Origin of the sequence: Acinetobacter sp. SwsAc5 (assembly GCF_013391485.1) — a bacterium.
Classification (GTDB): Bacteria; Pseudomonadota; Gammaproteobacteria; order Pseudomonadales; family Moraxellaceae; genus Acinetobacter; species Acinetobacter towneri.
Genome location: NZ_JACAXD010000001.1, coordinates 216,834 through 239,513, shown reverse-complemented (window position 1 = coordinate 239,513; position 22,680 = coordinate 216,834). Strand labels below are relative to the sequence as shown.

The 22,680-nt window shown below is 40.8% G+C and carries 21 protein-coding genes and 2 pseudogenes; 13 read left to right on the top strand and 10 right to left on the bottom strand.

Annotated features, from left to right (window positions below):
* Positions 1 to 100, top strand: a pseudogene (locus HYG89_RS01200) (IS30 family transposase); the annotation flags it as partial.
* Between the two features lie 21 nt (positions 101 to 121).
* On the opposite strand, the pseudogene HYG89_RS01195 reads toward HYG89_RS01200, so the two are convergent.
* From HYG89_RS01195 to HYG89_RS01185, 3 genes and pseudogenes are all read right to left on the bottom strand, one after another.
* A pseudogene (locus HYG89_RS01195) lies at positions 122 to 650 on the bottom strand (transposase family protein); the annotation flags it as partial.
* Complete coding sequence (locus HYG89_RS01190) at positions 640 to 954, bottom strand: hypothetical protein (protein WP_035310653.1); 315 nt, start codon at positions 952 to 954, stop codon at positions 640 to 642. The gene HYG89_RS01190 and the pseudogene HYG89_RS01195, both read right to left, overlap by 11 nt.
* A gap of 255 nt (positions 955 to 1,209) precedes the next feature.
* The gene (locus tag HYG89_RS01185; RefSeq protein ID WP_004971845.1) at positions 1,210 to 1,653 is read right to left on the bottom strand and encodes a hypothetical protein; all 444 of its coding nucleotides are present in this window, start codon (positions 1,651 to 1,653) and stop codon (positions 1,210 to 1,212) included.
* Between the two features lie 255 nt (positions 1,654 to 1,908).
* Here HYG89_RS01185 and serC point away from each other — a divergent pair, with 255 nt between their 5' ends.
* Positions 1,909 to 2,988, top strand: a complete 1,080-nt coding sequence (gene serC, locus HYG89_RS01180) for a 3-phosphoserine/phosphohydroxythreonine transaminase (protein WP_004971842.1) — start codon at positions 1,909 to 1,911, stop codon at positions 2,986 to 2,988.
* Between the two features lie 94 nt (positions 2,989 to 3,082).
* Here serC and HYG89_RS01175 read toward each other — a convergent pair whose 3' ends face one another.
* Together HYG89_RS01175 and HYG89_RS01170 are read right to left on the bottom strand one after the other, a co-directional pair.
* Positions 3,083 to 3,223, bottom strand: coding sequence for a hypothetical protein (locus tag HYG89_RS01175; protein ID WP_004971840.1), 141 nt, complete (start codon positions 3,221 to 3,223; stop codon positions 3,083 to 3,085).
* 489 nt (positions 3,224 to 3,712) lie between these two features.
* Entirely contained in the window at positions 3,713 to 4,645 is a 933-nt protein-coding gene (locus HYG89_RS01170) for a hypothetical protein (protein WP_019837949.1), read from the bottom strand.
* Positions 4,646 to 4,884: 239 nt separating this feature from the next.
* Between HYG89_RS01170 and HYG89_RS01165 the strand changes: the two genes are divergently transcribed.
* Positions 4,885 to 5,352 (top strand): YaiI/YqxD family protein, encoded by a 468-nt coding sequence (locus HYG89_RS01165; protein WP_004971836.1) that lies wholly within the window; start codon positions 4,885 to 4,887, stop codon positions 5,350 to 5,352.
* 12 nt (positions 5,353 to 5,364) lie between these two features.
* On the top strand, positions 5,365 to 6,276 hold the full coding sequence (locus HYG89_RS01160; RefSeq protein ID WP_178865716.1) for a DMT family transporter: 912 nt from the start codon (positions 5,365 to 5,367) through the stop codon (positions 6,274 to 6,276).
* Between the two features lie 76 nt (positions 6,277 to 6,352).
* Here the strand turns inward: HYG89_RS01160 and HYG89_RS01155 are convergent, their stop codons facing one another.
* The gene (locus tag HYG89_RS01155; protein WP_004971830.1) at positions 6,353 to 6,916 is read right to left on the bottom strand and encodes a PilZ domain-containing protein; all 564 of its coding nucleotides are present in this window, start codon (positions 6,914 to 6,916) and stop codon (positions 6,353 to 6,355) included.
* 25 nt (positions 6,917 to 6,941) lie between these two features.
* Between HYG89_RS01155 and HYG89_RS01150 the strand changes: the two genes are divergently transcribed.
* Both HYG89_RS01150 and lolD read left to right on the top strand, forming a co-directional pair.
* Positions 6,942 to 8,177 carry a lipoprotein-releasing ABC transporter permease subunit gene (locus HYG89_RS01150; protein WP_104853304.1) on the top strand — a complete coding sequence of 412 codons (1,236 nt, stop codon included), beginning with the start codon at positions 6,942 to 6,944 and terminating at the stop codon, positions 8,175 to 8,177.
* Positions 8,170 to 8,853 (top strand): lipoprotein-releasing ABC transporter ATP-binding protein LolD, encoded by a 684-nt coding sequence (gene lolD, locus HYG89_RS01145; protein WP_178865713.1) that lies wholly within the window; start codon positions 8,170 to 8,172, stop codon positions 8,851 to 8,853. Before HYG89_RS01150 ends, lolD begins: the two co-directional genes overlap by 8 nt.
* On the opposite strand, the gene HYG89_RS01140 is transcribed toward lolD, so the two are convergent.
* Complete coding sequence (locus tag HYG89_RS01140; RefSeq protein WP_154648271.1) at positions 8,850 to 9,077, bottom strand: hypothetical protein; 228 nt, start codon at positions 9,075 to 9,077, stop codon at positions 8,850 to 8,852. The two genes, lolD and HYG89_RS01140, sit on opposite strands and share 4 nt — an antisense overlap.
* Between HYG89_RS01140 and HYG89_RS01135 the strand changes: the two genes are divergently transcribed.
* Positions 8,986 to 11,421 carry a DNA internalization-related competence protein ComEC/Rec2 gene (locus HYG89_RS01135; protein WP_178865710.1) on the top strand — a complete coding sequence of 812 codons (2,436 nt, stop codon included), beginning with the start codon at positions 8,986 to 8,988 and terminating at the stop codon, positions 11,419 to 11,421. The genes HYG89_RS01140 and HYG89_RS01135 overlap by 92 nt on opposite strands.
* Here the strand turns inward: HYG89_RS01135 and HYG89_RS01130 are convergent.
* Positions 11,378 to 12,367: a lysophospholipid acyltransferase family protein gene (locus HYG89_RS01130; protein ID WP_178865707.1), complete on the bottom strand. Its 990-nt coding sequence runs from the start codon at positions 12,365 to 12,367 to the stop codon at positions 11,378 to 11,380. The genes HYG89_RS01135 and HYG89_RS01130 overlap by 44 nt on opposite strands.
* Before the next feature lie 127 nt (positions 12,368 to 12,494).
* On the opposite strand from HYG89_RS01130, the gene sppA reads away from it, so the two are divergent.
* Together sppA and HYG89_RS01120 are read left to right on the top strand one after the other, a co-directional pair.
* A complete protein-coding gene (sppA, locus tag HYG89_RS01125) occupies positions 12,495 to 13,517 on the top strand; it encodes a signal peptide peptidase SppA (protein WP_004971820.1) in 1,023 nt (340 codons plus the stop codon).
* Positions 13,514 to 14,332, top strand: coding sequence for an alpha/beta fold hydrolase (locus tag HYG89_RS01120; RefSeq protein ID WP_004971819.1), 819 nt, complete (start codon positions 13,514 to 13,516; stop codon positions 14,330 to 14,332). Before sppA ends, HYG89_RS01120 begins: the two co-directional genes overlap by 4 nt.
* 89 nt (positions 14,333 to 14,421) lie before the next feature.
* Here the strand turns inward: HYG89_RS01120 and purN are convergent, their stop codons facing one another.
* The gene (gene purN, locus HYG89_RS01115; protein WP_178865704.1) at positions 14,422 to 15,051 is read right to left on the bottom strand and encodes a phosphoribosylglycinamide formyltransferase; all 630 of its coding nucleotides are present in this window, start codon (positions 15,049 to 15,051) and stop codon (positions 14,422 to 14,424) included.
* Between the two features lie 10 nt (positions 15,052 to 15,061).
* Complete coding sequence (gene purM / locus HYG89_RS01110) at positions 15,062 to 16,132, bottom strand: phosphoribosylformylglycinamidine cyclo-ligase (protein ID WP_178865701.1); 1,071 nt, start codon at positions 16,130 to 16,132, stop codon at positions 15,062 to 15,064.
* A 134-nt stretch (positions 16,133 to 16,266) separates the two neighbouring features.
* On the opposite strand from purM, the gene cxpE reads away from it, so the two are divergent.
* The 4 genes from cxpE (at position 16,267) to HYG89_RS01090 (ending at position 22,624) form a co-directional block, all read left to right on the top strand.
* Complete coding sequence (cxpE, locus tag HYG89_RS01105) at positions 16,267 to 17,487, top strand: chloramphenicol efflux transporter CxpE (RefSeq protein WP_178865699.1); 1,221 nt, start codon at positions 16,267 to 16,269, stop codon at positions 17,485 to 17,487.
* Between the two features lie 14 nt (positions 17,488 to 17,501).
* Positions 17,502 to 18,206, top strand: a complete 705-nt coding sequence (gene hda / locus HYG89_RS01100; RefSeq protein WP_004971812.1) for a DnaA regulatory inactivator Hda — start codon at positions 17,502 to 17,504, stop codon at positions 18,204 to 18,206.
* A 122-nt stretch (positions 18,207 to 18,328) separates the two neighbouring features.
* Positions 18,329 to 20,146 carry a rhombotarget A gene (gene rbtA / locus HYG89_RS01095; protein WP_178865696.1) on the top strand — a complete coding sequence of 606 codons (1,818 nt, stop codon included), beginning with the start codon at positions 18,329 to 18,331 and terminating at the stop codon, positions 20,144 to 20,146.
* 57 nt (positions 20,147 to 20,203) lie between these two features.
* The gene (locus tag HYG89_RS01090) at positions 20,204 to 22,624 is read left to right on the top strand and encodes a CSLREA domain-containing protein (protein ID WP_256733909.1); all 2,421 of its coding nucleotides are present in this window, start codon (positions 20,204 to 20,206) and stop codon (positions 22,622 to 22,624) included.
* Positions 22,625 to 22,680: the final 56 nt, after the last annotated feature.

Below are 22,680 nucleotides of genomic sequence, written 5' to 3'. Positions count from 1 at the left end.
GATAGAATTTGCACTCAACCATCGTCCTAGAAAAACACTAGGTTGGTATACACCGAGTGAAGTTATGGCTGGTTTTTATACTGTTGCACTTGCCGCTTGAATCCGCCGGATAAATAATCATCTCCTTCAAATGCTTACGCGCAATGTTCAGATCGTGTTTTCTGCCATCTTCAATCTGTATACTTACAATTTGCTTTAATTGGGGGTTAAAAATGACCTGTGTTTTTAGCGTATGTTTCTTCTTTTTACCACTATAGAATTTTCTTTGTTTTTTTGGGATGCTCAATCTGTGACTCAGTAACATCAACGATTACATAATCCCCCTCATTAAACTTTTGATTCCTTTTCGGCAATGCGAAAATCCGTGATTGAATCAGAGCATTTTCAACTTTCTGAATCGTACGATTCACATTACTTTCAGCTAGGTTATAGTCGGCGGATAACTCAATTTGAGTTCTATAACAGCGTAAGTAATTTAAAGTTAACAACAATTGATCATCTAAACACAACGAATGAGGTCTTCCAGATTTTTTCTTGGCAAGTTCAGCATGTTGTAACACTGATACCATTTTTAAGAATAATGGACGAGGAACTCCAACAAGTCGTTTAAATTCTTCATCATTAAATCTTGTTAAATTTTCATATTTCATGAGATGAGTATAAACAATTTTTTACTTTCGCAAGAGGTCTAATATTAGTGAAAAAATAATTAGTTTTATAGCTAATCATAGATTCCAAGATATTTTGAGGTAACAAAATTACAGGTCCAACAACTTTATTAGGCCCCCAAGGAGCGTGAGGAAGTGAAAATTTTGATTTTTTCCATTCGTTATCGATTGCACAAAAGAAATGAATAGCCTCTTTTGTTTCAGTCGTTTCTATACCTAATTTTTCACATTGTTCTAATGTATATTCTGCAAAATGTTTAAAGCAAATATTAGGGTTTGTTGACAATTCGTCTATGTTTGCGGCATGAGAGATATATCTCGCAAGGTTTTTTAGCTGCTATAAGGCATGGGACAGGAAATTTAGTCATTTTAAATGACTGGCACATAACGCAATAGCAGCAAAAAATATGCTCGCCCTGAAAGGCTGTGGCTAAAACTTTCTCAGATTGTGTTATGAAACTTAGCAATAATCTCGCTATTCCTTGCGTTTCATGCCTGATCTGCTCAGTTTTAGCCTACAGCGCAAGCCATTTATGAAATGTCAACAGACCCTAGTCGTTATATCTGAAATAGTGTCCGGACCTATACCATCTGCAACTAATATTAATTCTTCAAGATCTTCTAATAAGCCTGTCTGAGCTGCCTGAGAAGACTTTAAGCATGTGAGTATATATTCAACTTTAATATCGTGTGATCCTTTGCCATTTACTCCTTCTTTAGTTGCACCAATGCCAGTATATTTGGGCTCAGGAAAATGGGAGCATAATTTTCTTGCTTTAATTTCATCTTTTTCTTTAAGAGCTTCCATTAAACATTTCATAAAATTTTGCTGAGTAGTCAGAGCAGACTTGGAATGTATGTTCTCACAACGAGTTAAATAATAACTATCAATGTATAAGCGAGTATCTGTTTCCAGATTAGGGTCAAAGAAGTCAACTTCAAGTAAATTTTTATCTACCTTAAAGTGATTGAGGAATGTTGTCATTGTTTATTTCTCCTTTAATATTTATTTAAAATATCATTTAATTAGGAGTAAAGGGTGGTTTTTTTGATCAATTTGCGACAGATATTGTCGCACACATTTCAACCTCTTTTTTTGATTTAGTAAATTTATCCCTCGAATCTACATTGATTTTTTGACTCTATCTTGGCTCATAGATTGAAATAATTTTGTGCAAGACCCTGCCAGATATGGTTAAATGCCATCATTTTATTGTGTTTCACTCTGAAAGGAAAAATCATGCGCGCGTACAACTTCTGTGCTGGTCCTGCAGCATTACCGACTGCCGTACTTGAAAAAGCTCAAGCTGAAATGCTTGACTGGCATGGCAAAGGTCTTTCGATCATGGAAATGAGCCACCGTAGTGCCGACTATGTTGCCATGGCTGAAAAAGCGGAAGCAGACCTGCGCAAACTCATGAATATTCCTGAGAACTACAAAGTATTGTTCTTGCAGGGTGGTGCATCGCTACAATTCTCTGCGATTCCATTGAATTTGTTGGGTAAAAACAACAAGGCAGATTATATCCACACGGGTATTTGGTCTGAAAAAGCCTTAAAAGAAGCGCAGCGCTATGGCGATATTCATGTCGTTGAAGCGGGTATTCAGATTGAAGGTAAGCATGCCATTAGCGAACAAAGCCAATGGAACTTATCTGCCGATGCTGCCTATGTGCATTATGCAGATAACGAAACAATTGGTGGTTTGCAGTTTGCCAATATTCCAGAAACAGACAAACCGTTGGTATGTGATTTCTCATCAAGCATTTTATCTGCACCTTTAGATGTATCTAAATTTGGTCTGATTTATGCAGGTGCGCAAAAAAATATTGGCCCAGCAGGCTTAACCATTGTGATTGTACGTGAAGATTTGCTTGATCAAGCCAAGCCTGAAATTCCAAGCATTTTGAAATATTCAGCACAGGCAAAAAATGATTCCATGGTGAATACACCTGCAACTTATGCATGGTATTTGTCTGGTTTAGTGTTTGAGTGGTTATTGCAAAACGGTGGTGTAGATGCGATTCATCAAGCTAACCTAGAAAAAGCGAAATTATTATACGGTTATATCGATTCAAGCGATTTCTACGCGAATCCAATTTATAGCGCAAACCGTTCAATTATGAACGTTCCGTTTACTTTGGCTGATGCCGCACTGGAAAAACAATTCTTGCAAGAAGCTGAAGAAAACCGTTTGTTGAACTTGGCAGGTCACCGTTCTGTAGGTGGTATGCGCGCAAGTATTTATAATGCAGTGCCATTAGATGGCGTACAAGCTTTGGTTAACTTTATGGATGACTTTGCAAAACGTCACGGTTAATTGATAGTAGTAAAAAGCAAAAACCCAGCTGAATTAGCTGGGTTTTTTTATAGAAATAGGTGAAAAGTCATAGAGGCTTGTTGATGAGTGAAACTCAGAACACAAAATAGTGTAAGCCGTAGGCGGAGAGCAGCATGCCTAATGCAAAAAATAGGCAAGACATCGGGTCGAGCTGATAGCGTTGCTCAAGTTGATGTTCTACATGCTGTAAGTTTTCTTCTTGCACGATTTTCATAGATATTATTTTCCGATGATCTATTTATCGTTAAATATTTAAATACGGCTATATTTTTAGCATAAAAAATTGATTAAATAAAGTACTAATTTTATTTTAAATATAATATCTGCCAATAATGAATTAATTCTGTGTTGATTTTTAAAATCCGCACCACTCAAGGCTTTCAGATTATCTACGGTGCTTGGTGCAGATGTTTGGGTTTTAAAATAACTTATCCACATATTCGATTTAAAATATGGTTGATTTTGAATTTATAATAAATTTAAAGCTGTGGATAACTGCGTTTTTTTGAATTTAAAATGCTTAAATAAGCATCAATATATTCATACTATCAATAGCACGCTTTTAACAATCAAAAATTGATTATAAGCCATCAGTGAAATAAGTATTGAAAGTTCCTTCTCCCTGAGGAGAAGGCGAGGATGGGGGGATGATGAATATGAATTTATTATTTAGACAGCTACTTTGAGGTTTATTTTTAATAAACTACTGTTTTATATTGTGAATATTGGCTTGAATCCAAATATTGCCACGAATGTATTGTCCAATTTCAAAGTTTTGGTGCGCAGGATTTTTAGTTGCAAGACGAATTAAAATCGCAGGCTGATTTTCATCATGAATTAGAGTGACATCATAAACAGTATAGGCTTGATTCATGAATTCAAAACTGGTTTTACCAACAACATTGCCCTGAAACCAAGCTTCATCTTCCTGACCGATATTTTCGCCATATAAATATGCGACCATTTTAGAAAAATCCACCGTTACAGGTGCTTTGTCATCTTCGGACTTAGGTTGCCATGCGTCAATTTGTTCTTGCAGATTGGCAGGTGCAACACCATCATTGGCTGCTAAAATATCATTCAGCGCACGATGGTGTTTAATTGACGCAGGATCATCGACCACCAATTGTTCGCCTTCAGCAACAGCTTCAAGTTCATACGCCCATGCGTTTAAATGCACCCAGTAGGTTTGATCTTTTTGGTATTGTTGATGGTTGACGCTGTATAAACTGTCAAAAGCATAGACAATACTGTTGTTGCCTAAATTGAGTCGAAGCACCGCTTGAGTGTTAGATTTGCAGCTAATGATACGTTCAATTTTAGCTTCAACTTTGTAAGGACTTTCAAAGCAAGGGAAAGCCGTTTTTACAGCTTGTGGTTTGTTATTTTCAACCGCAATCACTTGTGTCAATTGAATTGCCTCTTTGCTTGGGCCTTGAATCAGCCATGTGCTTTGATCCATTTCTGCTTCTTGGCGGCATAAACCCATTGGCATAATTGGTGCATCTAGAGCCAGTCCTAACCATTTTGGAACTTCGGTGCAGGGTTCATCCGTGAGTAAATTCCAATGTTCAACATGGCTGCCGAAGTTCTGATCTTCAATGCGGATGATTTCTGGTCTATTTTGATTGTTCATAAGCACTTTGAGATGTTGGGTTCTTTTCTTTACTCTTAGATCGAGGGTTATTTCGATTTTTCAAGTCTTTGGCTGAAATTTCATGTAATGCCACTGCATTTGTACAGATTGTGGACAGCGATGCAGCAGAAACAAAATCACATCCATCTACACTTTAGCATGCAATTCTGAGCATTTTAAACATACTGCAATGTAATGAGTTTGATACACTAGTCGCATATTATTATCAGGGTTGCACAGTGCTGCCATTTAAACTTTGGGTTGATGCAGATGCATTACCTAAAATTCTAAGAGAAGTCATTTTACGTGCTTCAGATCGTTACCAACTTGAAGTCACTTTTGTTGCCAATCAATCGGTCGGGATTACGCCTTCGGTACGGATTAACTCTATTCAAGTGATGCATGGTGCCGATGCCGCCGATCAGGAAATTGTAGATCGCATGAAGGAACACGACATTGTGATCACGCAGGATATTCCACTAGCGGCACAAGTGATTGAAAAGGGCGGAATAGCGATTCATCCACGTGGTGAAATTTATACTGTTGCCAATGTGAAAGCGCGTCTGCATTTGCGTGATTTTATGGATACTTTGCGTGGTGCAGGCGTACAAACAGGTGGGCCAGCACCTATTTCAGAACGTGATAAACGTGAGTTTTCAAGTAGTCTAGATCAAACCATCCAAAAGCAAAAACGTAAAACTGCTTAATACGAGTCACGCATGCCTTCTAAAACCAATATTATGATGACCTATGCCTTATTGGTTTTCATTTGGGCAACAACACCTTTGGCAATTGTCTGGAGTGTGTCAGATTTACACATGCTTTGGGCTTTGGTGCTACGTTTTTTCATTGCTTTGCCCTTAGCTATTATTTTATTGCTGCTGTTAAAAGTGAAATTTCCACATCATCTACAAGCGTGGCATAGTTATTTGGCAGGTTCGTTTAGTCTGATCGGTTCACAAATTTTCACCTACATTGCCACCGCTTATTTAAGCTCAGGCATTATCGCCCTGATGTTTGGTCTGACCCCCATCATAGCAGGTTTGATTGGTCGTTTTGTGTTTCAGTTGCATTTGGCACGTATTCAATGGATCGGAATGACAGTGTCCATTTTAGGGCTTGGCATCATCTGCTTTGGCGGCGAAACACAGCATGTGCATCCTCTGGGTATTGTTTTAATGCTGTTTAGTGTATTGACCTACACCATGTCTATTTTCTGGGTGAAAAAAGTTAATGCGCAAGTTGAACCTGTAGCACAGGCAACTGGCTCGATTTTGGTATCAACCATTGCGGCTTTATGTATTGTGCCGTTTATTTGGCAATATGTACCGACTAGTTTGCCGAGTCTTAAATCTATCGCAGCTTTACTTTATACCGTGATCATGGCTTCTTTGATTGCAATGTTCTGTTATTTTAAATTGGTGCAGAATATTCAGGCGACCACCTTATCTTTAACCACCGTCATGACGCCAATGATTGCTTTGTTGATTGGTGCTTTATTCAATCAAGAAGCTTTATCGGTCATGGTATTTGTGGGCGCTTTGGTTTTATTGTCAGGCTTAGTGCTGTATTTTTATCGTGATCTTAAAGCAAGTCGGGCATTGGCTCAGAAAATCAAAACACCATCCTAACGATATGCAAAGATGGCGTTATCCACGTGATTTTATATACGCGAACATGCAGAAATGATTTATTTTATTTCTTAGATTATGCTTGTTTTAAAGCAACGGCTTCTGCAAGTTTGACGCGATCTTGAGGGTGTAGAGTAATAAAATACGCCCCAGTACGATATTGTCCATTTTCTTCTTCACGGCTGTAAACCACTTGCGCGGTTGCGGCTATATGGAAAAAGTTTTCAGGATGGCTGAGCGTGACATGAATATAACTGCCCGTGTTTAATTCACGTTCACTATAAAAACTGAAACCACTTTCTGAAAAATTGACCTGTTCAGGGATAGGTAACATGCTTTGTACAATTGCATCGTATAAAGACCCTGTAATAAGGTTTAATTTTTGGTTGAATAAGGATAAGATTCGAGCAATTTGTTGATCTTTTTCAGTTAATTGTTCTAATTCGTAGTTTAATGCATGATCAAATTGATCTAATTCTGCGAGTAGTAGAAAATAACGCGGTAAAACAAAATTAGCATCGTAAGGGTCGTTCAGCGCAACATCGTCAGAAATGATCTGGTAATTGATTCTCAGGGCAGCATCAATTCGTGACATGACACGACGTTCAGACGCGACGCTTTGATGCTGTAAATTTTCCATAATGTATTACCTCGGACTTGATGGTATGTTTAAACCAATCTCGCTATATATAGGGTTGAGATATACGCGCGCTCGGCGCAGTAACCACTTTATTTCTTTTATTGCCTTAGTTTCGATGATCGGTCTAACTTTGGGTGTTGCCGTCCTCATTACCGTACTTTCAGTGATGAATGGTTTTGATCGTGAATTAAAAAATCGTGTCTTGGGCATGATACCTCAAGCCACTGTTTCATCAACACAAATTTTAACAAATTGGCCAGAACTTGCAACGAAAGTTGAGCAACATAAGCATGTTGTTGGTGCTGCACCATTTACGCAATTGCAAGGCATGTTGACTGCACAAGGGCAAGTGTCGGGCATTATGGTCACGGGAATTGAACCCGAATACGAAAAGAAAGTATCCATCATTCAAAACCACATGGTTGCAGGCAGTATCGACAATCTGAAAAAGGGTGAGTTCGGTATTGTTTTGGGCAAACAAATGACTGATGCCTTGGGTTTGGGTTTAAACGACAGCATCACCTTGGTTTTACCTGAAGCAACGCCATCCCCTGCAGGGGTTGTACCGCGTTTTAAACGCTTCAAAGTGGTTGGTATTTTTAGTATTGGTGCAGAAGTCGATTCGATGATGGGATATATCGCCCTGAATGATGCTTCGACTTTGCTGCGTTTACCCGATGGTGCGCAAGGTGTACGTTTAAAACTGGATGATATTTTTGCTGCACCACAAGTATCTCGAGATATTGTGCAAGAGCTACCTGCCAATTTTTATGCTTCGGACTGGACTTATACGCACGGCAACTTGTTTAGCGCCATTCAAATGGAAAAGGCAATGGTGAGCCTATTGTTATTCCTAATTGTTTTGGTGGCTGCATTTAATATCGTGTCGTCTTTGGTGATGGTCGTGACCGATAAAAAATCGGATATTGCGATTTTAAGAACTTTGGGTGCATCACCAAGCACGATTACCAAAATTTTTATGGTGCAAGGTACGGTCATTGGGGTTATTGGTACGGTTTCAGGTGCAATCTTGGGGATTATTTTCGCGTCCAGTATCAGTGGCTTTATTGCATGGTTGAATAATGTATTAGGGCTAAACTTATTTGATGCCTACTTTATCAACTACTTACCTTCATATTTAAGATGGCAAGATGTGGTGGTGATTGTGAGCTTGTCATTAATTTTAAGTTTCTTGGCGACGATTTACCCTGCATTACGTGCCGCGAAAATTCAACCAGCAGAGGCATTGCGTTATGAGTAAGATTGTTCTGGAAGCCAAGCAAGTTTCTAAACACTTTACCGATGGCAAAACCACTGTTGAAGTGATTCGTGGTCTAGATTTACAAGTTCAGCAAGGGCAGTTTGTGTCGATTGTCGGAGCGAGTGGTTCGGGCAAAAGTACCTTATTGCATGTGTTGGGTGGCTTAGACCGTCCAAGCACAGGCGAAGTATTTTTACATGGGCAGCGTTTTGACAATTTAGGCGAAGCTGAGCGCGGTTATTTGCGTAATCAATACCTCGGTTTTGTTTATCAATTTCATCACTTGCTGCCTGAGTTTAGTGCGCTTGAAAATGTGGCGATGCCGTTAATGTTACGCGCAGGCACGAACTATAAAGAGGTGAAGGCACAGGCAGAGTATCTGCTTGAGCGTGTCGGTTTGTCGCATCGTTTAACCCACAAACCTGGTGAGCTTTCTGGAGGGGAACGTCAGCGTGTTGCATTGGCACGTGCGTTGGTGGCGAAACCCGCACTCATGCTTGCCGATGAGCCTACTGGAAACTTAGACCGCAAAACTGCAGTTAAAATTTTTGAATTGCTGCGTGAATTACGCAGTGAATTTAACATGGCGATGCTGATTGTGACCCATGATGAAGAACTGGCAAAATCTGCCGATACCATTCTGCACATGCAAGATGGTGTTTGGGTAGATGCTTAGGGGCATAGCTCGTAAAGCCGCTCAAAAGCGATTGCGTTTAAAATAGCAATTGCTGGAATAAGATTGTTTTGTTGAAGCCCACTTCGGTGGGCTTTATGATGCATGCCAATAAAAATAATAAGTTTAATATTCATGCTGCAATTGATTGGTCTGGCTTGGGTGATTGGGATCGCCTGTGTCGGAATACGTTCTTCTTCTTTTCCAATACATTCATTGACTTCCATGCCTAGTGCAATGGTTTTACTGATTTTATGCAGTATCGTTGTGCAATACTTGTTGCAAGCTCGCTTATCTTCAATCTATTGGAAATGTTTGAATGTAGGAGTGGCAGGTGTTTTGAGTCTTGTTTTCGGTTTGATCTATGCGGATACGCAGATGCAGCAGCGTTTGCAATGGCGTGAACTACAACCTGAATTTGCTGAAGTCGTGGTTTATGTCAGACAGTTAAATCAGCTAAATGACAACAGCATTTCACAAAGGGTTGAGGTGTTAAACCGACATCCTCAAACAGTGACATGGTTAGCAACTTTAGCACAAACTCAGGTAGATCAAGAGCAAAATTTAGAACTTGGACACTATTACAAATTAAGTGGAAAAATTCGCCCTGCGCATAGTTATGCCACAGCAGGTGCATTTGATGTAGAGCGGTGGTATTTACAGCAAAATATTATGAGTGGTTTTCGGGTTGAGCAGATTCAGCCTATCTCGGCTGAACAAATTTATGCCATGGGGTTTACACAACATTGGCGTGCCCAACAGACGCTATGGGCAAAATTTCGATTATGGATTGAACAGCAGCGTTATCAAATTCGACTGTTTATTCAGCAGCAACCTTTGCATCATCAAGGTTTAATTCTTGCATTACTCACAGGAGATAAAAGCCTATTAGATGCAGAAACTGAAGCACAGTTTCAGCGTTTTGGAATTAGCCACTTATTGGCTATTTCAGGGCCACATGTGCTGATTTTTGCAGGCATGCTATGTTGGGCATTACGTCAGCTGATTAGGTATTACCGTCCGCATTGGTATTTGTGGATGCCTAAACAATACTTGCTCATGTTGCCATTTTTAAGTTGTGTATTGCTGTACACCGCCTTTGTCGGTTTTGAAATTCCTGCATTAAGAACCTTGCTGATGTGCAGTCTAGTGACAGTAATGTTAGTGCTGAAGCAGAAGCTTCAAGGCTTTGCCTTGCTGATTTATAGTGCTGCCTTATTATTATGGTTTGATCCTTTAAGTGTACTGTCTGCTGCTTTTTGGCTGTCTTACGGGGCCTGTTTTATTCTACTGCGTATTTATCAGAGCTTGAGTGCGCAACCACGTATAGAGCTGAATCGTTGGCAGCAACTGAAACATGCCAGCAAAATTCTAATCGAGTCGCAATGGAAAATTTTTATTGCCTTATTTCCTTTGGTGATTGTGTTTTTTAAACAAGTGGCGTGGATTGCACCGCTTATTAATATCATCGCAATTCCATTGATTGGTATGCTGATCGTGCCTTTAGATGTTTTGGCAGGAATTTGCTTTTTTATTTTTGAACCCTTGGCGTCAATACTGTTTCAATTGAATGATCTAGCTATGGCTTTGTTGCGCTTGATTTTTCGGGGGATGGAAACCGTTTTTGTACCACGGTTACATACTTTGTCGATGTCTGCAGCGGTGTATGTCTGTCTATGTTTAGGCTTATTTCTGCTATTTTTACCACAATCGGTATTGCCTAAAACTTGGGCAATCTTATGTTTTGTTCCACTGATTATAGTCGATAGCCAACGACAACCATTTGAATTGACCGTACTGGATGTAGGGCAGGGGCAAGCGCTTTTTTTACGTTCAGGTCATTACAACATGATGATTGATGTGGGCGGTTCTTATGATGAAAGTAAGTTTAGTATTGGACAGCAAATTTTACGTCCATTTTTAGCGGTGCATGGTATTAAACAACTGGACTTGGTGGTTTTAAGTCATTTAGACCAAGACCATAGTGGTGCATTTCCTCATTTGCAAAATGAAGTCAATATTCAGCATGTCTTTGCCAATCAGACCGTAGATGTGGCAGTAAATAGCAAGTTTAATTTGTGTCAGCAAGGGCAACAGTGGTCTTTACCACATCAGGTACAGATACAAGTTTTATCTCCTAAACCGAGTCAATTACCCTATGCCGCACAGCAACAAAATGAGTTGTCATGTGTGTTGTATATTTCAGTGCCATCCGCACAGCCATATCAGCATTTTTTAGTGATGGGCGATGCAGGTTGGGCAACTGAATATCAATTGTTGCAGGAATATCCTGATTTAAAAGTAGATGTGTTAATTTTGGGTCATCATGGGAGTAAGCACAGTTCTGCCTATGATTTTTTAGCACATTTTAAACCCAAATTGGCCGTGGCATCTGCAGGTTTTGATAATCGTTATGGACATCCTAGTTCTTTAGTTCAGCAACGCTTAGCTGTGCTCAATATTCCGTTCATGAACACCATACAACAGGGCAGCGTACGTTTTTCTGTAGATGCACAACAGCGTATGCTTATACAGCCGTATCGGCAGCAGAAATTGTGGTTGCAGCGTTAGTTTGGTTCTGTGTCTGGGCACGTACAGCCTGCACATCTGCCAAGGCTTCTTGCACAGGTTTATGATAGACCCCGCGTAAATCTGGATGGGCTTTATAGCGTTTATAACTCCAGTGATAATGTGTAGGATAACGACGGATCAAATCTTCAATTGCACGGTGAATAATAGCTGTCCCTGCATTGGCATCACACTGATAAATGTGCTCATCTATCGCTTCGATATACATATCAAAGCCTTGATCTGCATTTCTTAACGCATATAAGAACAAAGCTTTTGCTTTAGTTTTCTGAATCAATTTGGCGCTTAAATTACTCGATTCCAACGGAATACCAAAAAAAGGAATCATCTCACCACCTATATTTGGGGTATGGTCTGGCAAAATGACAGTGGTTCCGCCTTGTTTGAGTGCTTTAAAAATTTGACGTACCCCAGATTCATCTGTTGGGACTAAATGTGCCTGTTCACGGCTACGTGCTTGGCGCACAAAATCATCTGCCGCAGGGTTTTTGACAGGTTTATACATGATGGTCATTTGCGTATATTGAGCGATCCACGCATTCATAATTTCCCAAGTGCCAAAATGCGGCACAATTAAGACCAAACCCTTTTGTGCAGCCAGTGCATCTTGTAATAGTTCTAAACCATGTACCTGATGGATTCTTTGAATATTTTTTTGATTGCTTGATCCCCAAATATGAAAAAACTCAAAATAAGAGGTCAGTTCGTTACGAATTGCTTGCTGGATAATCTGTTCGCGTTGTTGTGAGTTCAGCTCAGGAAGCGCAATTTGTAGATTGAGTTGAATGGTTTGAGAGGTTTTACTCAAACGCAGTGTATTGACCAAAAAAGCCAAAGATTTTGCAAAAAAACGCGCAACTGTTAAAGGTTGTCGACTGACAAAATCAAGCAGGCGCGATAAAGCCGTTGTCGGTGCAGGTTCGGTCATAACGACAGCATCAATTGATAGAAAGGATAAAGATGTAAAATATTATAGGAGAAAATACAGGCTTTAGACAGTTTTTGCCAATTCCGTGTATATAATGGAGCAAATTTACTATTTTTTGGATTGTTTCATGTCCGATTGGCCACCAAAACCACAAAATGAATCACAACAAATATCTCCACAAGCACAGCAGCCCACAGGCAATGAGTGGAAACTATTAGAAAAAGCTGTTTTAGCTTCAGTTGAAGAACAACGTCGTGCACGTCGTTGGGGGATTTTCTTTAAGTTTTTAACTTTTGCTTATATATTTTTACTGTTGGTGATAATGGGCAAAGGGTGCAGTACCACGACCACGAATCCATCGGCAGCGAGTCCACATATCGCGGTGGTGGATATTGTTGGCACAATTGCATCTGATAAGCAAAGTGTGAACAGCAATGACACCATCAAGTCACTGAAAAAAGCCTATGAAAACAGCAACAGTCAGGCGGTGGTGCTAAATATTAATTCTCCGGGTGGTTCACCTGTGCAGTCAGATGAAATCTGGCAAGAAATTCAATATCTGAAAAAACAGCATCAAGGGAAAAAACTCTATGCCGTGATTGGCGATACTGGCGCTTCAGGTGCGTATTACATTGCTTCCGCTGCAGATGAAATTATTGTCAATCCATCAAGTTTGGTGGGTTCAATTGGCGTGATTATGCCAAATTATGGGCTGAGCGGTTTAATGCAGAAGATGGGTGTGGAAGATCGTACTATGACCTCAGGTGAAAATAAAGCCTTATTGTCGATGACACAACCTGTTGATCCTGAACAGAAAAAACATGTGCAAGCCGTATTAGATAATGTGCATGGCCACTTTATTCAAGCAGTGAAAGATGGACGCGGCGCGAAACTGAAATCACAAGATCCTGCGATTTTCTCAGGTCTGTTCTGGACAGGTGAGCAAGCCGTGACTTTAGGCATTGCCGATAAGATTGGCAGTTTAAATAGCCTGAAGCGTGATTTAAACCTAGATAAAACAGTGAACTATACCATTGAACACAGTCCTTTAGACTCTGTGTTGGGTCGTATGGGGGCAGCAGTGGGAGAGGGCTTTGCCACTTCTTTATCTCAACATATTCAGACTGAGCAAAACGCGAAATTACAATGAAACCACTGATTCATTTTGCGCATGCCAATGGCGTGCCATCGAAGGTTTATCAAAAACTGTTTGATTTACTTAAAGATGATTACGATGTGATTTACGTCCCTTTGTTGGGGCCAGATAAGCGTTATCCGATTGATAATCATTGGCAAAGCTTAACCCAACAAGTGATTGACAGTGTTGTGCGTCAAGCTCAGGGACGTAAAGTGATTGCGTTGGGGCATTCTTTAGGTGCAGTGTTGTCGTTTCAAGCCTCTTTACAACGCCCTGAATTATTTGAACAAGTGATCATGCTTGATCCACCTTTAATTATGGGTAAAGCATCGGTGTTTTTACATTTTGCCAAAATGTTTAAGCTTAAAGCAGTAGATCAACTGTCGCCTGCGTCTTTGTCTTTGCGCCGTCGTGATCATTGGGAAAGTCGTGAGCAAGCAGCAGACTTATTGCGTCCGAAAGGTTTTTATCAAGATTTTGATGCCGACTGTTTTCAGGCTTATATCGAGCATGCTTTGACTGATGACCATGTACGAGGCGGGGTACAATTGACCATTCCAAAAATGGACGAGGTCAATATTTTTAGAACCAATCCATCACTGTGGTGGTTACCGCAAGCAAAACTGCAAGTGCCGACAGAATTGGTGATTGCAAAAAAAGGGCCGTTCTTAAAAGCAGGTTTCCCACAAATTACCGCCAAGAAATTCAACATTGCTTATCAGGTGGTTGAAGGTGGACACATGTTCCCTTTAGAAAAACCTGAAGCGACGGTGCAGTTGATTAAAGATTTGATTCAAGCACAGCAGAGTAAAGCTGCTTCTGTTTAATTCAGTCTGAACCAAATACGAACCATAAAAAACGCCTGATCAACAGGCGTTTTTTCGTATATATCAAAAGCTACATACTTAAAGAATATTTAAAAATTGCAAAACTGCACAGGTTGTTGTATCAGTTGTTGGCGATACATCACACCTTGCGCAGTGTGCTGAATGGTTCCGTTACAAATCCATTCAACCACTTGCGGATAAATCAAATGCTCCAACACATGCACACGGTTCGCCAAGCTTTCGGCATCATCGTGGATGTTTACTTGCAACACACCTTGTGCCAGTGCTTGACCTGCATCTAATTCAGCAGTGACATAATGCACGGTACAACCATGTAAAGTATCGCCTGTATTGAGTACACGTTGATGGGTGTGCATGCCTTTATAATGCGGCAAGAGTGAAGGATGAATGTTGAGCATTTTACCTTCCCAAGCATGCACAAATTTGGCACTTAAAATACGCATAAAGCCTGCGAGAACAACCAAATCAACATCCCAATCAAGTAATTGTTGATGCATGACATCATCAAATAATTCACGACTCGGATATTGTTTGTGCTCAATCACTGCAGTTTGAATCCCTGCTTGTTGAGCGCGTTGTAAAGCATAAGCATCAGGCTTATTGGAAATAACCCCAACAATTTGCCCTGAAAGATTGGCATCTATCAGGGCTTGTAAGTTACTTCCGCTGCCTGAAACGAGGACAGCTATTTTGATCATCTGAGTCAAATCACGCAAAAATTACGCGAATTTTTTCATCTGCGCCTTCAACGGATTCGGCGTTGTCTTGAATACGACCCATCACCCAAGCTTTTTCGCCAAGGCTGTTGAGAAGCTCAACTGTTTTGTCTGCATCGTTGGCATCTACAACAACAACCATACCTACACCACAGTTAAAGGTGCGATACATTTCAAACTGTTCTACACCGCCTTCACGTTGTAACAATTTGAACAGTTCTGGCCATTCCCAAGATGATTCGTCAATCACTGCTTGCGCACCATTTGGCAATACACGTGGTAAGTTACCTGGTAAACCGCCACCCGTAATGTGCGCCATAGCATGCACATCAACTTGTTTGCACAGTTCAAGCATTGATTTGACATAAATGCGTGTTGGTTCCATGGCAACGTCAGCCAGTGGACGACCATCAACCAGTTGAGTTAAATCAACATTTTTTACGTCTAAAATTTTACGAAGTAAAGAGTAACCGTTTGAGTGTGCACCTGAAGAAGCGACACCAATCAGAACGTCACCAGCTTTTACTTTAGAGCCATCAATAATTTTGCTTTGCTCAACCACGCCCACACAGAAGCCTGCAAGATCGTAATCTTCACCTTCATACATGCCTGGCATTTCAGCAGTTTCACCACCTACAAGCGCACAGCCTGCAAGCTCACAGCCTTTACCAATTCCTGTAACAACATTGGCTGCAACGTCTACATTTAAGTGACCTGTTGCATAGTAGTCTAAGAAGAATAAAGGTTCAGCACCGCACACCAGCAAGTCATTTACACACATTGCCACCAAATCTTGACCAATTGTGTCATGGCGGTTTAGGTTCAACGCTAAACGTAATTTAGTTCCTACACCGTCTGTGCCAGATACGAGCACAGGTTCTTCATAACCTTTCGGAATTTTACAAAGTGCGCCAAAGCCGCCTAATCCACCCATCACTTCAGGACGAGTCGTGCGCTTAGCGACAGATTTGATACGATCGACTAACGCGTCGCCCGCTTCAATATCGACACCAGCATCTTTATAGCTTAAACCAGTGGTTGGGGTAGAAGTTGAGTTGCTCATAATGAAGTCTCCGCATTCGCGGGGCGATTATACCTGAATATACGAAACTCTTATGTTATTTATGCGCTAAAATGCTATCTTTATTCAAATATTTTAACTTCTATAACGAATAAACTGAAAAAAGGCGAATTTCTATGGTCGATCGTACCTTGCGTCGCATTTTTATCCTGTCTGGGATAGTGCTGCTCCTTTGGGTGCTGTACTTATTAAAACCGGTTGTCATTCCTTTTGTTGTTGCATTTTTCATGGCTTATTTATTTAGCCCATTGGTTGAAAAATTTTGCAAAGTCGGTTTGCCACGTTGGCTATCTATCAGTTTGGTTTTTATTGGGATTGGCATCGCGCTGACTTTGGCAGTTTGGTACATCATTCCTTTGGTTTGGAAGCAGTTGATGATTGCGCGTGACAGTATTCCTGTCGGTATTAACTGGATCAATTCGACCTTCTTGCCGTGGGTATCATCCACTTTCAATATTGAAGAAATGGAAATTGATACCTCGCACATGAGCAGCATCGTCATGGATTATGTGCAAACCAATTATAGCGCCGATAGTATTCAAGCCATGTTATTGCGTGTCGCACAGTCTGGTCTGAATTTTATTCAAATTGGCGGCACCGTGGTGCTGATTCCGATTATTGCTTTCTATTTCTTGCTCGACTGGCAGCGTATGCTCGACAGCCTGCGCCGCTTAATTCCGCGTCCTTATGAGCAAAGCACGTTGGCTGTGGTACAAGAATGTCACAGTGTGTTAGGCGCTTTCGTTAAAGGTCAGTTTTTGGTGATGATCTTGTTGGGCGTCGTTTATGCGACTGGATTGCAACTGATTGGTTTAGAAGTCGGCTTGATTATTGGGATGGTAGCGGGACTTGCTAGTATTATTCCGTATTTAGGTTTCGCTGTAGGGATTGTTGCAGCCATTATTGCCACTTTCCTACAATTTGGCATTGACTGGATGCAATTGGTTTTAGTCCTTGTGGTCTTTATGATTGGACAGGCGGTGGAAGGCTATATTCTACAACCGTTTTTATTGGGTGATAAAATCGGACTTTCGCCAGTCGCGGTGGTGTTTGCTGTTTTAGCAGGTGCACAACTGGCTGGATTCATGGGGATGTTGATTGCTTTACCTGTAGCAGCGGTGATTGTGGTTTTACTGCGTCATTTACGTGATTTTTACGAAAAAAGTTATTTGTATGGGCAACCTGTGGTGGTGTCGGAAGATGGTGCATCGGGTGACATCAGCATTGATACAGCACAAGTTCATATTGATATTGAGCTTGATCCTCAGTCAGCAAATTCACTGCAACAGACTGAAAAATCAAGTAAGATAAAGCCCTCAGATCAGCAAAACTCCTAGGTGATTACAATTCTATGCGTCAACTGCAGTTAGATATCGAGCCTCAATTAGATGCACGGATCAGTGATTTTTCTGGTCCAGGTTGGGGGCATGTGATTGATGCAGTTCGACAGCTTCATGCAGGATTGGTCAATCGCTTTTATGTCTATGGTGGTGCGGGTACAGGCAAAAGTCATTTATTGTCTGCAATTTGTGATTCCTATTTAGAAATTGGCAAATCAGCTATTAAAGTATCCTTACTTGAATTATTGGATGCCCCAACAGAAGCAATTACCTCTTTAGACCGTTATGATTTGGTTGCTTTAGACGATATTGAAGCGATTAGTGGTGTACCACATTGGCAACGTGCGGTGTTTCACTTAATCAATTACAGCAATGAGGTTGGTGGTCAGTTGGTGTTTTCATCACGTTTTGCACCGATTGAATTAAAGCTTGAATTGCCCGATTTGCAATCACGTTTGACGCAGGCAGTGAGTGTTAAAGTGCCTTCAGGCAGTTTGTATGCAGACCGACAAGCTTTAGTGAGTTCCGTGTTAGAGCGTCGCGGGATTATCATCGACCCACAAATTATTGATTACTTATTGTTACATGGCCCACAGCAGACCTCGATTTTGCTGCAAAGCCTTGAACAGTTGGTGCAATTACTTAAAGGAGAGAAAACGAAATTAAGTGGCGCAAACCTGCGTCAGATTTATGCTTTAATTGACGAATATCGGTAAAAATTAAAATTACTTGAGAATTTGCGCAAGCTATGCCAAATTATTCGGAAAATAATTCGAAGTTGCAGGGAATTTGCAACTAAAGAAGAAAAAAAACAAAGAAAATTACAAGGAGTACGCTTATGCTCAAGCAGAGCATCGGCATTGGTATGCTGTTTATCGCAGGTCATGCATATAGTAGTAATATCATTGTCACCACCACTGCTGACACCAAAGCAGATGATCAACAATGTTCTTTGCGTGAAGCCATTGAGTATATTAATTTAGGCATGCCTGAAGAAGGCTATTTGGGCTGTGGCGGCAAAAATGCCTCAAGTGTGATTTTATTAGAAAAGAAAGCCGTCTATCAAATTGATACTCAACTTAAAATTACAGAAAACCTTGAAATTAAAACCACCTATGACAGTAGTCTGAATGATAAAACTGCCCCAGGTTTGAATAATGCCACGATTCAGATGCGCGGCAATGAGCGAATTTTCCACATTGAAGATAGCAAGGATCGTTTCTTAAAAGTTTCTTTAAAAGAATTAACTTTACAGGGCTGCGGTGAGGAACGCTGTCGTCAGCAACAAGGTGGTCTGATTTATAATAATGAACATTTAATTTTAGACTATGTGAAACTGAGTCAGGGTGTAGCCAATCAAGGTGGGGCAATTTATAACCTCGCACAAATGACTGACGAGAAGATCCCTGCAGGTTTTATTGAGATCAAAAATAGCTTGCTTGAAGCTAACCAAGCGCAGGAAGGTGGCGTCATTTATACGCAATTCCCCCGCTTTGTGATTACAACTTCAGTATTTAAAGGCAACAAAACCATATCAGTTGCTTCAGCCAATCTCTATTCTGCAGCAAGTTTGGCAGATGAAGAAATCAAAGCCTTTCCTAGTATGGGGAATATGATCGTGAGCAGTACTTTTACTGCAAATGAAGGCTATGTCATGAATGTGCTGGATGATATTGGTGTCAATAACATTAGCTTGATTGGTAACAGCCGTGGTGTGTATCTCAACGCACCTTTGGGTAAAGCCTATATTGCCAATAGTGTGATTTTGGGTAATCCACATCCTGTCAGTGTCAATACTGCAGCAAACTGTGTGCAAGCAGGTTCAGATGCAACAAGATTGCAAAATAATTTAGTCGGCGCAGGCTGTAGAGCAGGCGATAGCAACTATCCAAATACGCTATGGACTGCAAATTCGGTGCTTGCAGGTAATCTGCTTGAAGGTGCATGCCAAACCCTCAGTCAAGATAAAACGGCACTCTTTTGTCCATATCAAGTTCCTGAAAACTCATTCTTGGGCTTTATGCGCCCACGCGTATTGCTCAGTTATAACAGCCTGAAAGATTCTGTGGTGTTGAATCAGGGGCAATTACAACTGGGGGATAATACGGTAGTCGGTTGTGCTGCTTCAGATCAGCGCGGTAAAAACCGTCAGTCAGATATTACCTTATGTGACCGTGGTGCAATAGAGGTGATGGTTCCTGAAACTATGGGGCTTATAGGTCAAGATATTTTGGCGGGTCAAATTGCTAAAATGTCGGTGAGTGATTTGTTGGGTGATAGTGATTTGGTGCCTAAAGAATTTTGTGATCAAGTCTATCCAAACAATCCGACAGGCCAAGCATGGCAAGCAGGTTGTGTGCAAATTGAGCAACTCGATACACGTTCTAAAGGAAAATTGACCGTAGATGAGTTGGGGAATTTGGTATATACCCCAGATTCTGCTTGGCATGGTGCAGATGTCTTTAAAATTAAATTAGTTACCAGCACCACACGCTTTAACAGCACAACACCTTATATGGAAGTGAAAGTCCAAGTTATTCAAGAACATGAAAATCGTATGGAAAGCGATAAAATAAAAGTTTCTGGTGGTGCATGGAGCGCTTACGGATTAATGACTTTATTGGGTTTGTTGGGTTTACGCCGTAGAAAAGCATAAAGGATGAATATGAAAAATAATAAAAAAACACTATTAGGGATAATGGTGCTGTCTGCTATGTCGCTTATGGCAGCAGATAATCGTGTGATTCAGGTCACGACCTTTGAAGATCAAAATGGTGAAGACTTAAGCAAATGTTCATTACGTGAAGCGTTAGTTGCGGCCAAGCAGAATATTGCGTTCGGTGGATGTAGCGCAGGCAATACCAACCGTGGTGCAACCGATATGATTCAGTTGCAGGCTGGGGAATATATCTTAAACTCAGAATTACGCCCGCAATCTATGGTGCGTATTTATGGGGCGACAGCGGTCGACTATAACCAAGTAGATCCGATTACCCATCGTTATCCTTCAATTGCATCGTTAAAAACCACTATTAATGCACATGGCAATAGCCGCATTATCAATACTTCAGATACCCAAGCCAGCGTGGCGCTATACGATGTCATTCTAAAAAATGGGAATGCCCATGGTGGTGGTAATGCAAACCCTGCAGATGCAGGCAAGGGTGGTGCATTATTTGTGGCAGGCCCATTAGCTGCGAACAATGTCGAAATTCAAAATTCGCATGCAGAACAAGGTGGTGCAATTTACGTTGTTGCTCATCAAGCGGAGCGTCAAGTCAATTTAGAAAATGCTTATATCCATGCGAACCAAGCCAAAGTAGGTAGTGTGTTGGCAATGGATTGTAGTGCCAACTTGGTCAATACACGCTCTATGGTGAAAATTGACCGCAGCAGTATTGTGAAAAATGGTGCTGCAAATAGTCTTAGTACTTTTGATCTTTGCGGCCAACCAGATCTTGCGTTGACTGCCAGTACGATTGCACAAAACCAAGCTGATACCAGCAAAGGTCATATCTTTAACTTAAGTAATGCAGAAAATCATCCGCTTAGCACTTTGTCACAGGTGTATTTGCAAAGTAATACCATTGTTGAAAATAAAGCATGGAGTACTTTATTTTATGACAATTATCCACGCATTAATCTCGCTTTTAATATGTTGGCCTTTAACCAAGGTAAATCTTGTCGTTATGCGTTACCTGCAAGCTTAGAGCAGGCGCACAATATCAACACAATTCGTAATGCCTTGGTCACAATGGGCTCAGCGACAGAGCAAGGCGAGTGTGATTTACCTGAAACAGCAAATAATTCTTATGACGGTGCGAAAAATTTGGATTTAACAGGGCTTAGCTTTGATCAAGTATTGCAGCCCTTGCAAGAACCATCTGCTTATAATTTATTCCTGCCGTTGTATTATCCAAAACTAGGTCCAGACCCTGCGAAAGATTTGATTGATGTAAACAGCATGGGTTGTAGCGATTATGAACAACGTGGTTTGGCGCGGGTGAGTAATGCAACTTTAACTTTAAATCCTGATGCAAAAAATACCTGTGAAATTGGCTCGGTAGAAGTAATGCGCTTAAACGCTGCCGATATTCAAAGCTTGCGTAATGTCTCTTATGAAAGTTTATTTGCCAATTATCAGCAACAAATTGACCGTATTCAGTCAGCGATAGATCAAAGTAAAGATGCTGCATCTTCGGTCGTTTCTCAATCGCGTTCTGATTTGAAAACGATGCAGGATTTGTTGGCCAATACCAAAGCCAAGCAGCAATATCGTGCCATTTATGTTGATCCATTTGCCATGGCATTAAAGCATGATGAACCAACTGCAGATGGGAAATTTGTTCAGTTAAGACAGCTTAATTCTGACAACTTTAGCATTAGCACTGAAGTATTGGGGATTGGTGCAATTTCGGGTTCAGGTACCACATTTAGTACCGATAAATTGACCCAAGATCCACTATTCAAATGTGAATGGGATGCACAGTTGCAACGGATTGTGATGTATCGACTGAATGATAAAGTCACAGAAGCAACCGATTCAGCGTATTGTAAATACACCATTACCTCAAAATTGGACAGTAATTTGCATTCTTCGGGCTTACTTGAAGGTAAATTTAGCAATATTGCCCCAATTGCAAAAGATGATCGTGTACGACTTGAATATGGTACAGACCTCAAAGTGAGTTTTAATCCATTGCTGAATGATAGCGATGGTGGGGATGGCATAATCAGTACTTTAGCTGAAAATACCAATAAACCAGCATTCTATAGAGACCATACAGGACAAGAGCTCGCAATTCGTTTTACACATAACCCTTCCCCTTCTAGCGTGGTGCTAACGGCAGATCGTAAAGCACCTTGTCCAGGTGATTATGAACGTGAAACCTGCTATGGAGGCAATATTCAGGTACAAGTGCGTAATAGTTTTAGCCCATTTGATTATGAGCTGAAATACACGATTTTCGATCATGAACTGGAATTATCGCCTGAAGCGACCATTACTTTAGAAAATACAGCGAAAAATACCAATTATGAAGCCAGTGGTGGCGGTGGGGGAAGCTTAGGTTTCTGGGGTATGTTTGGTTTAATCGGATTGGCGTTCTATCGTCAACGTCCAAGAAAATCGTAATCTACCGACTCTTTATTGCAAAAGCCTCATCTGTTTTACACGATGAGGCTTTTGTT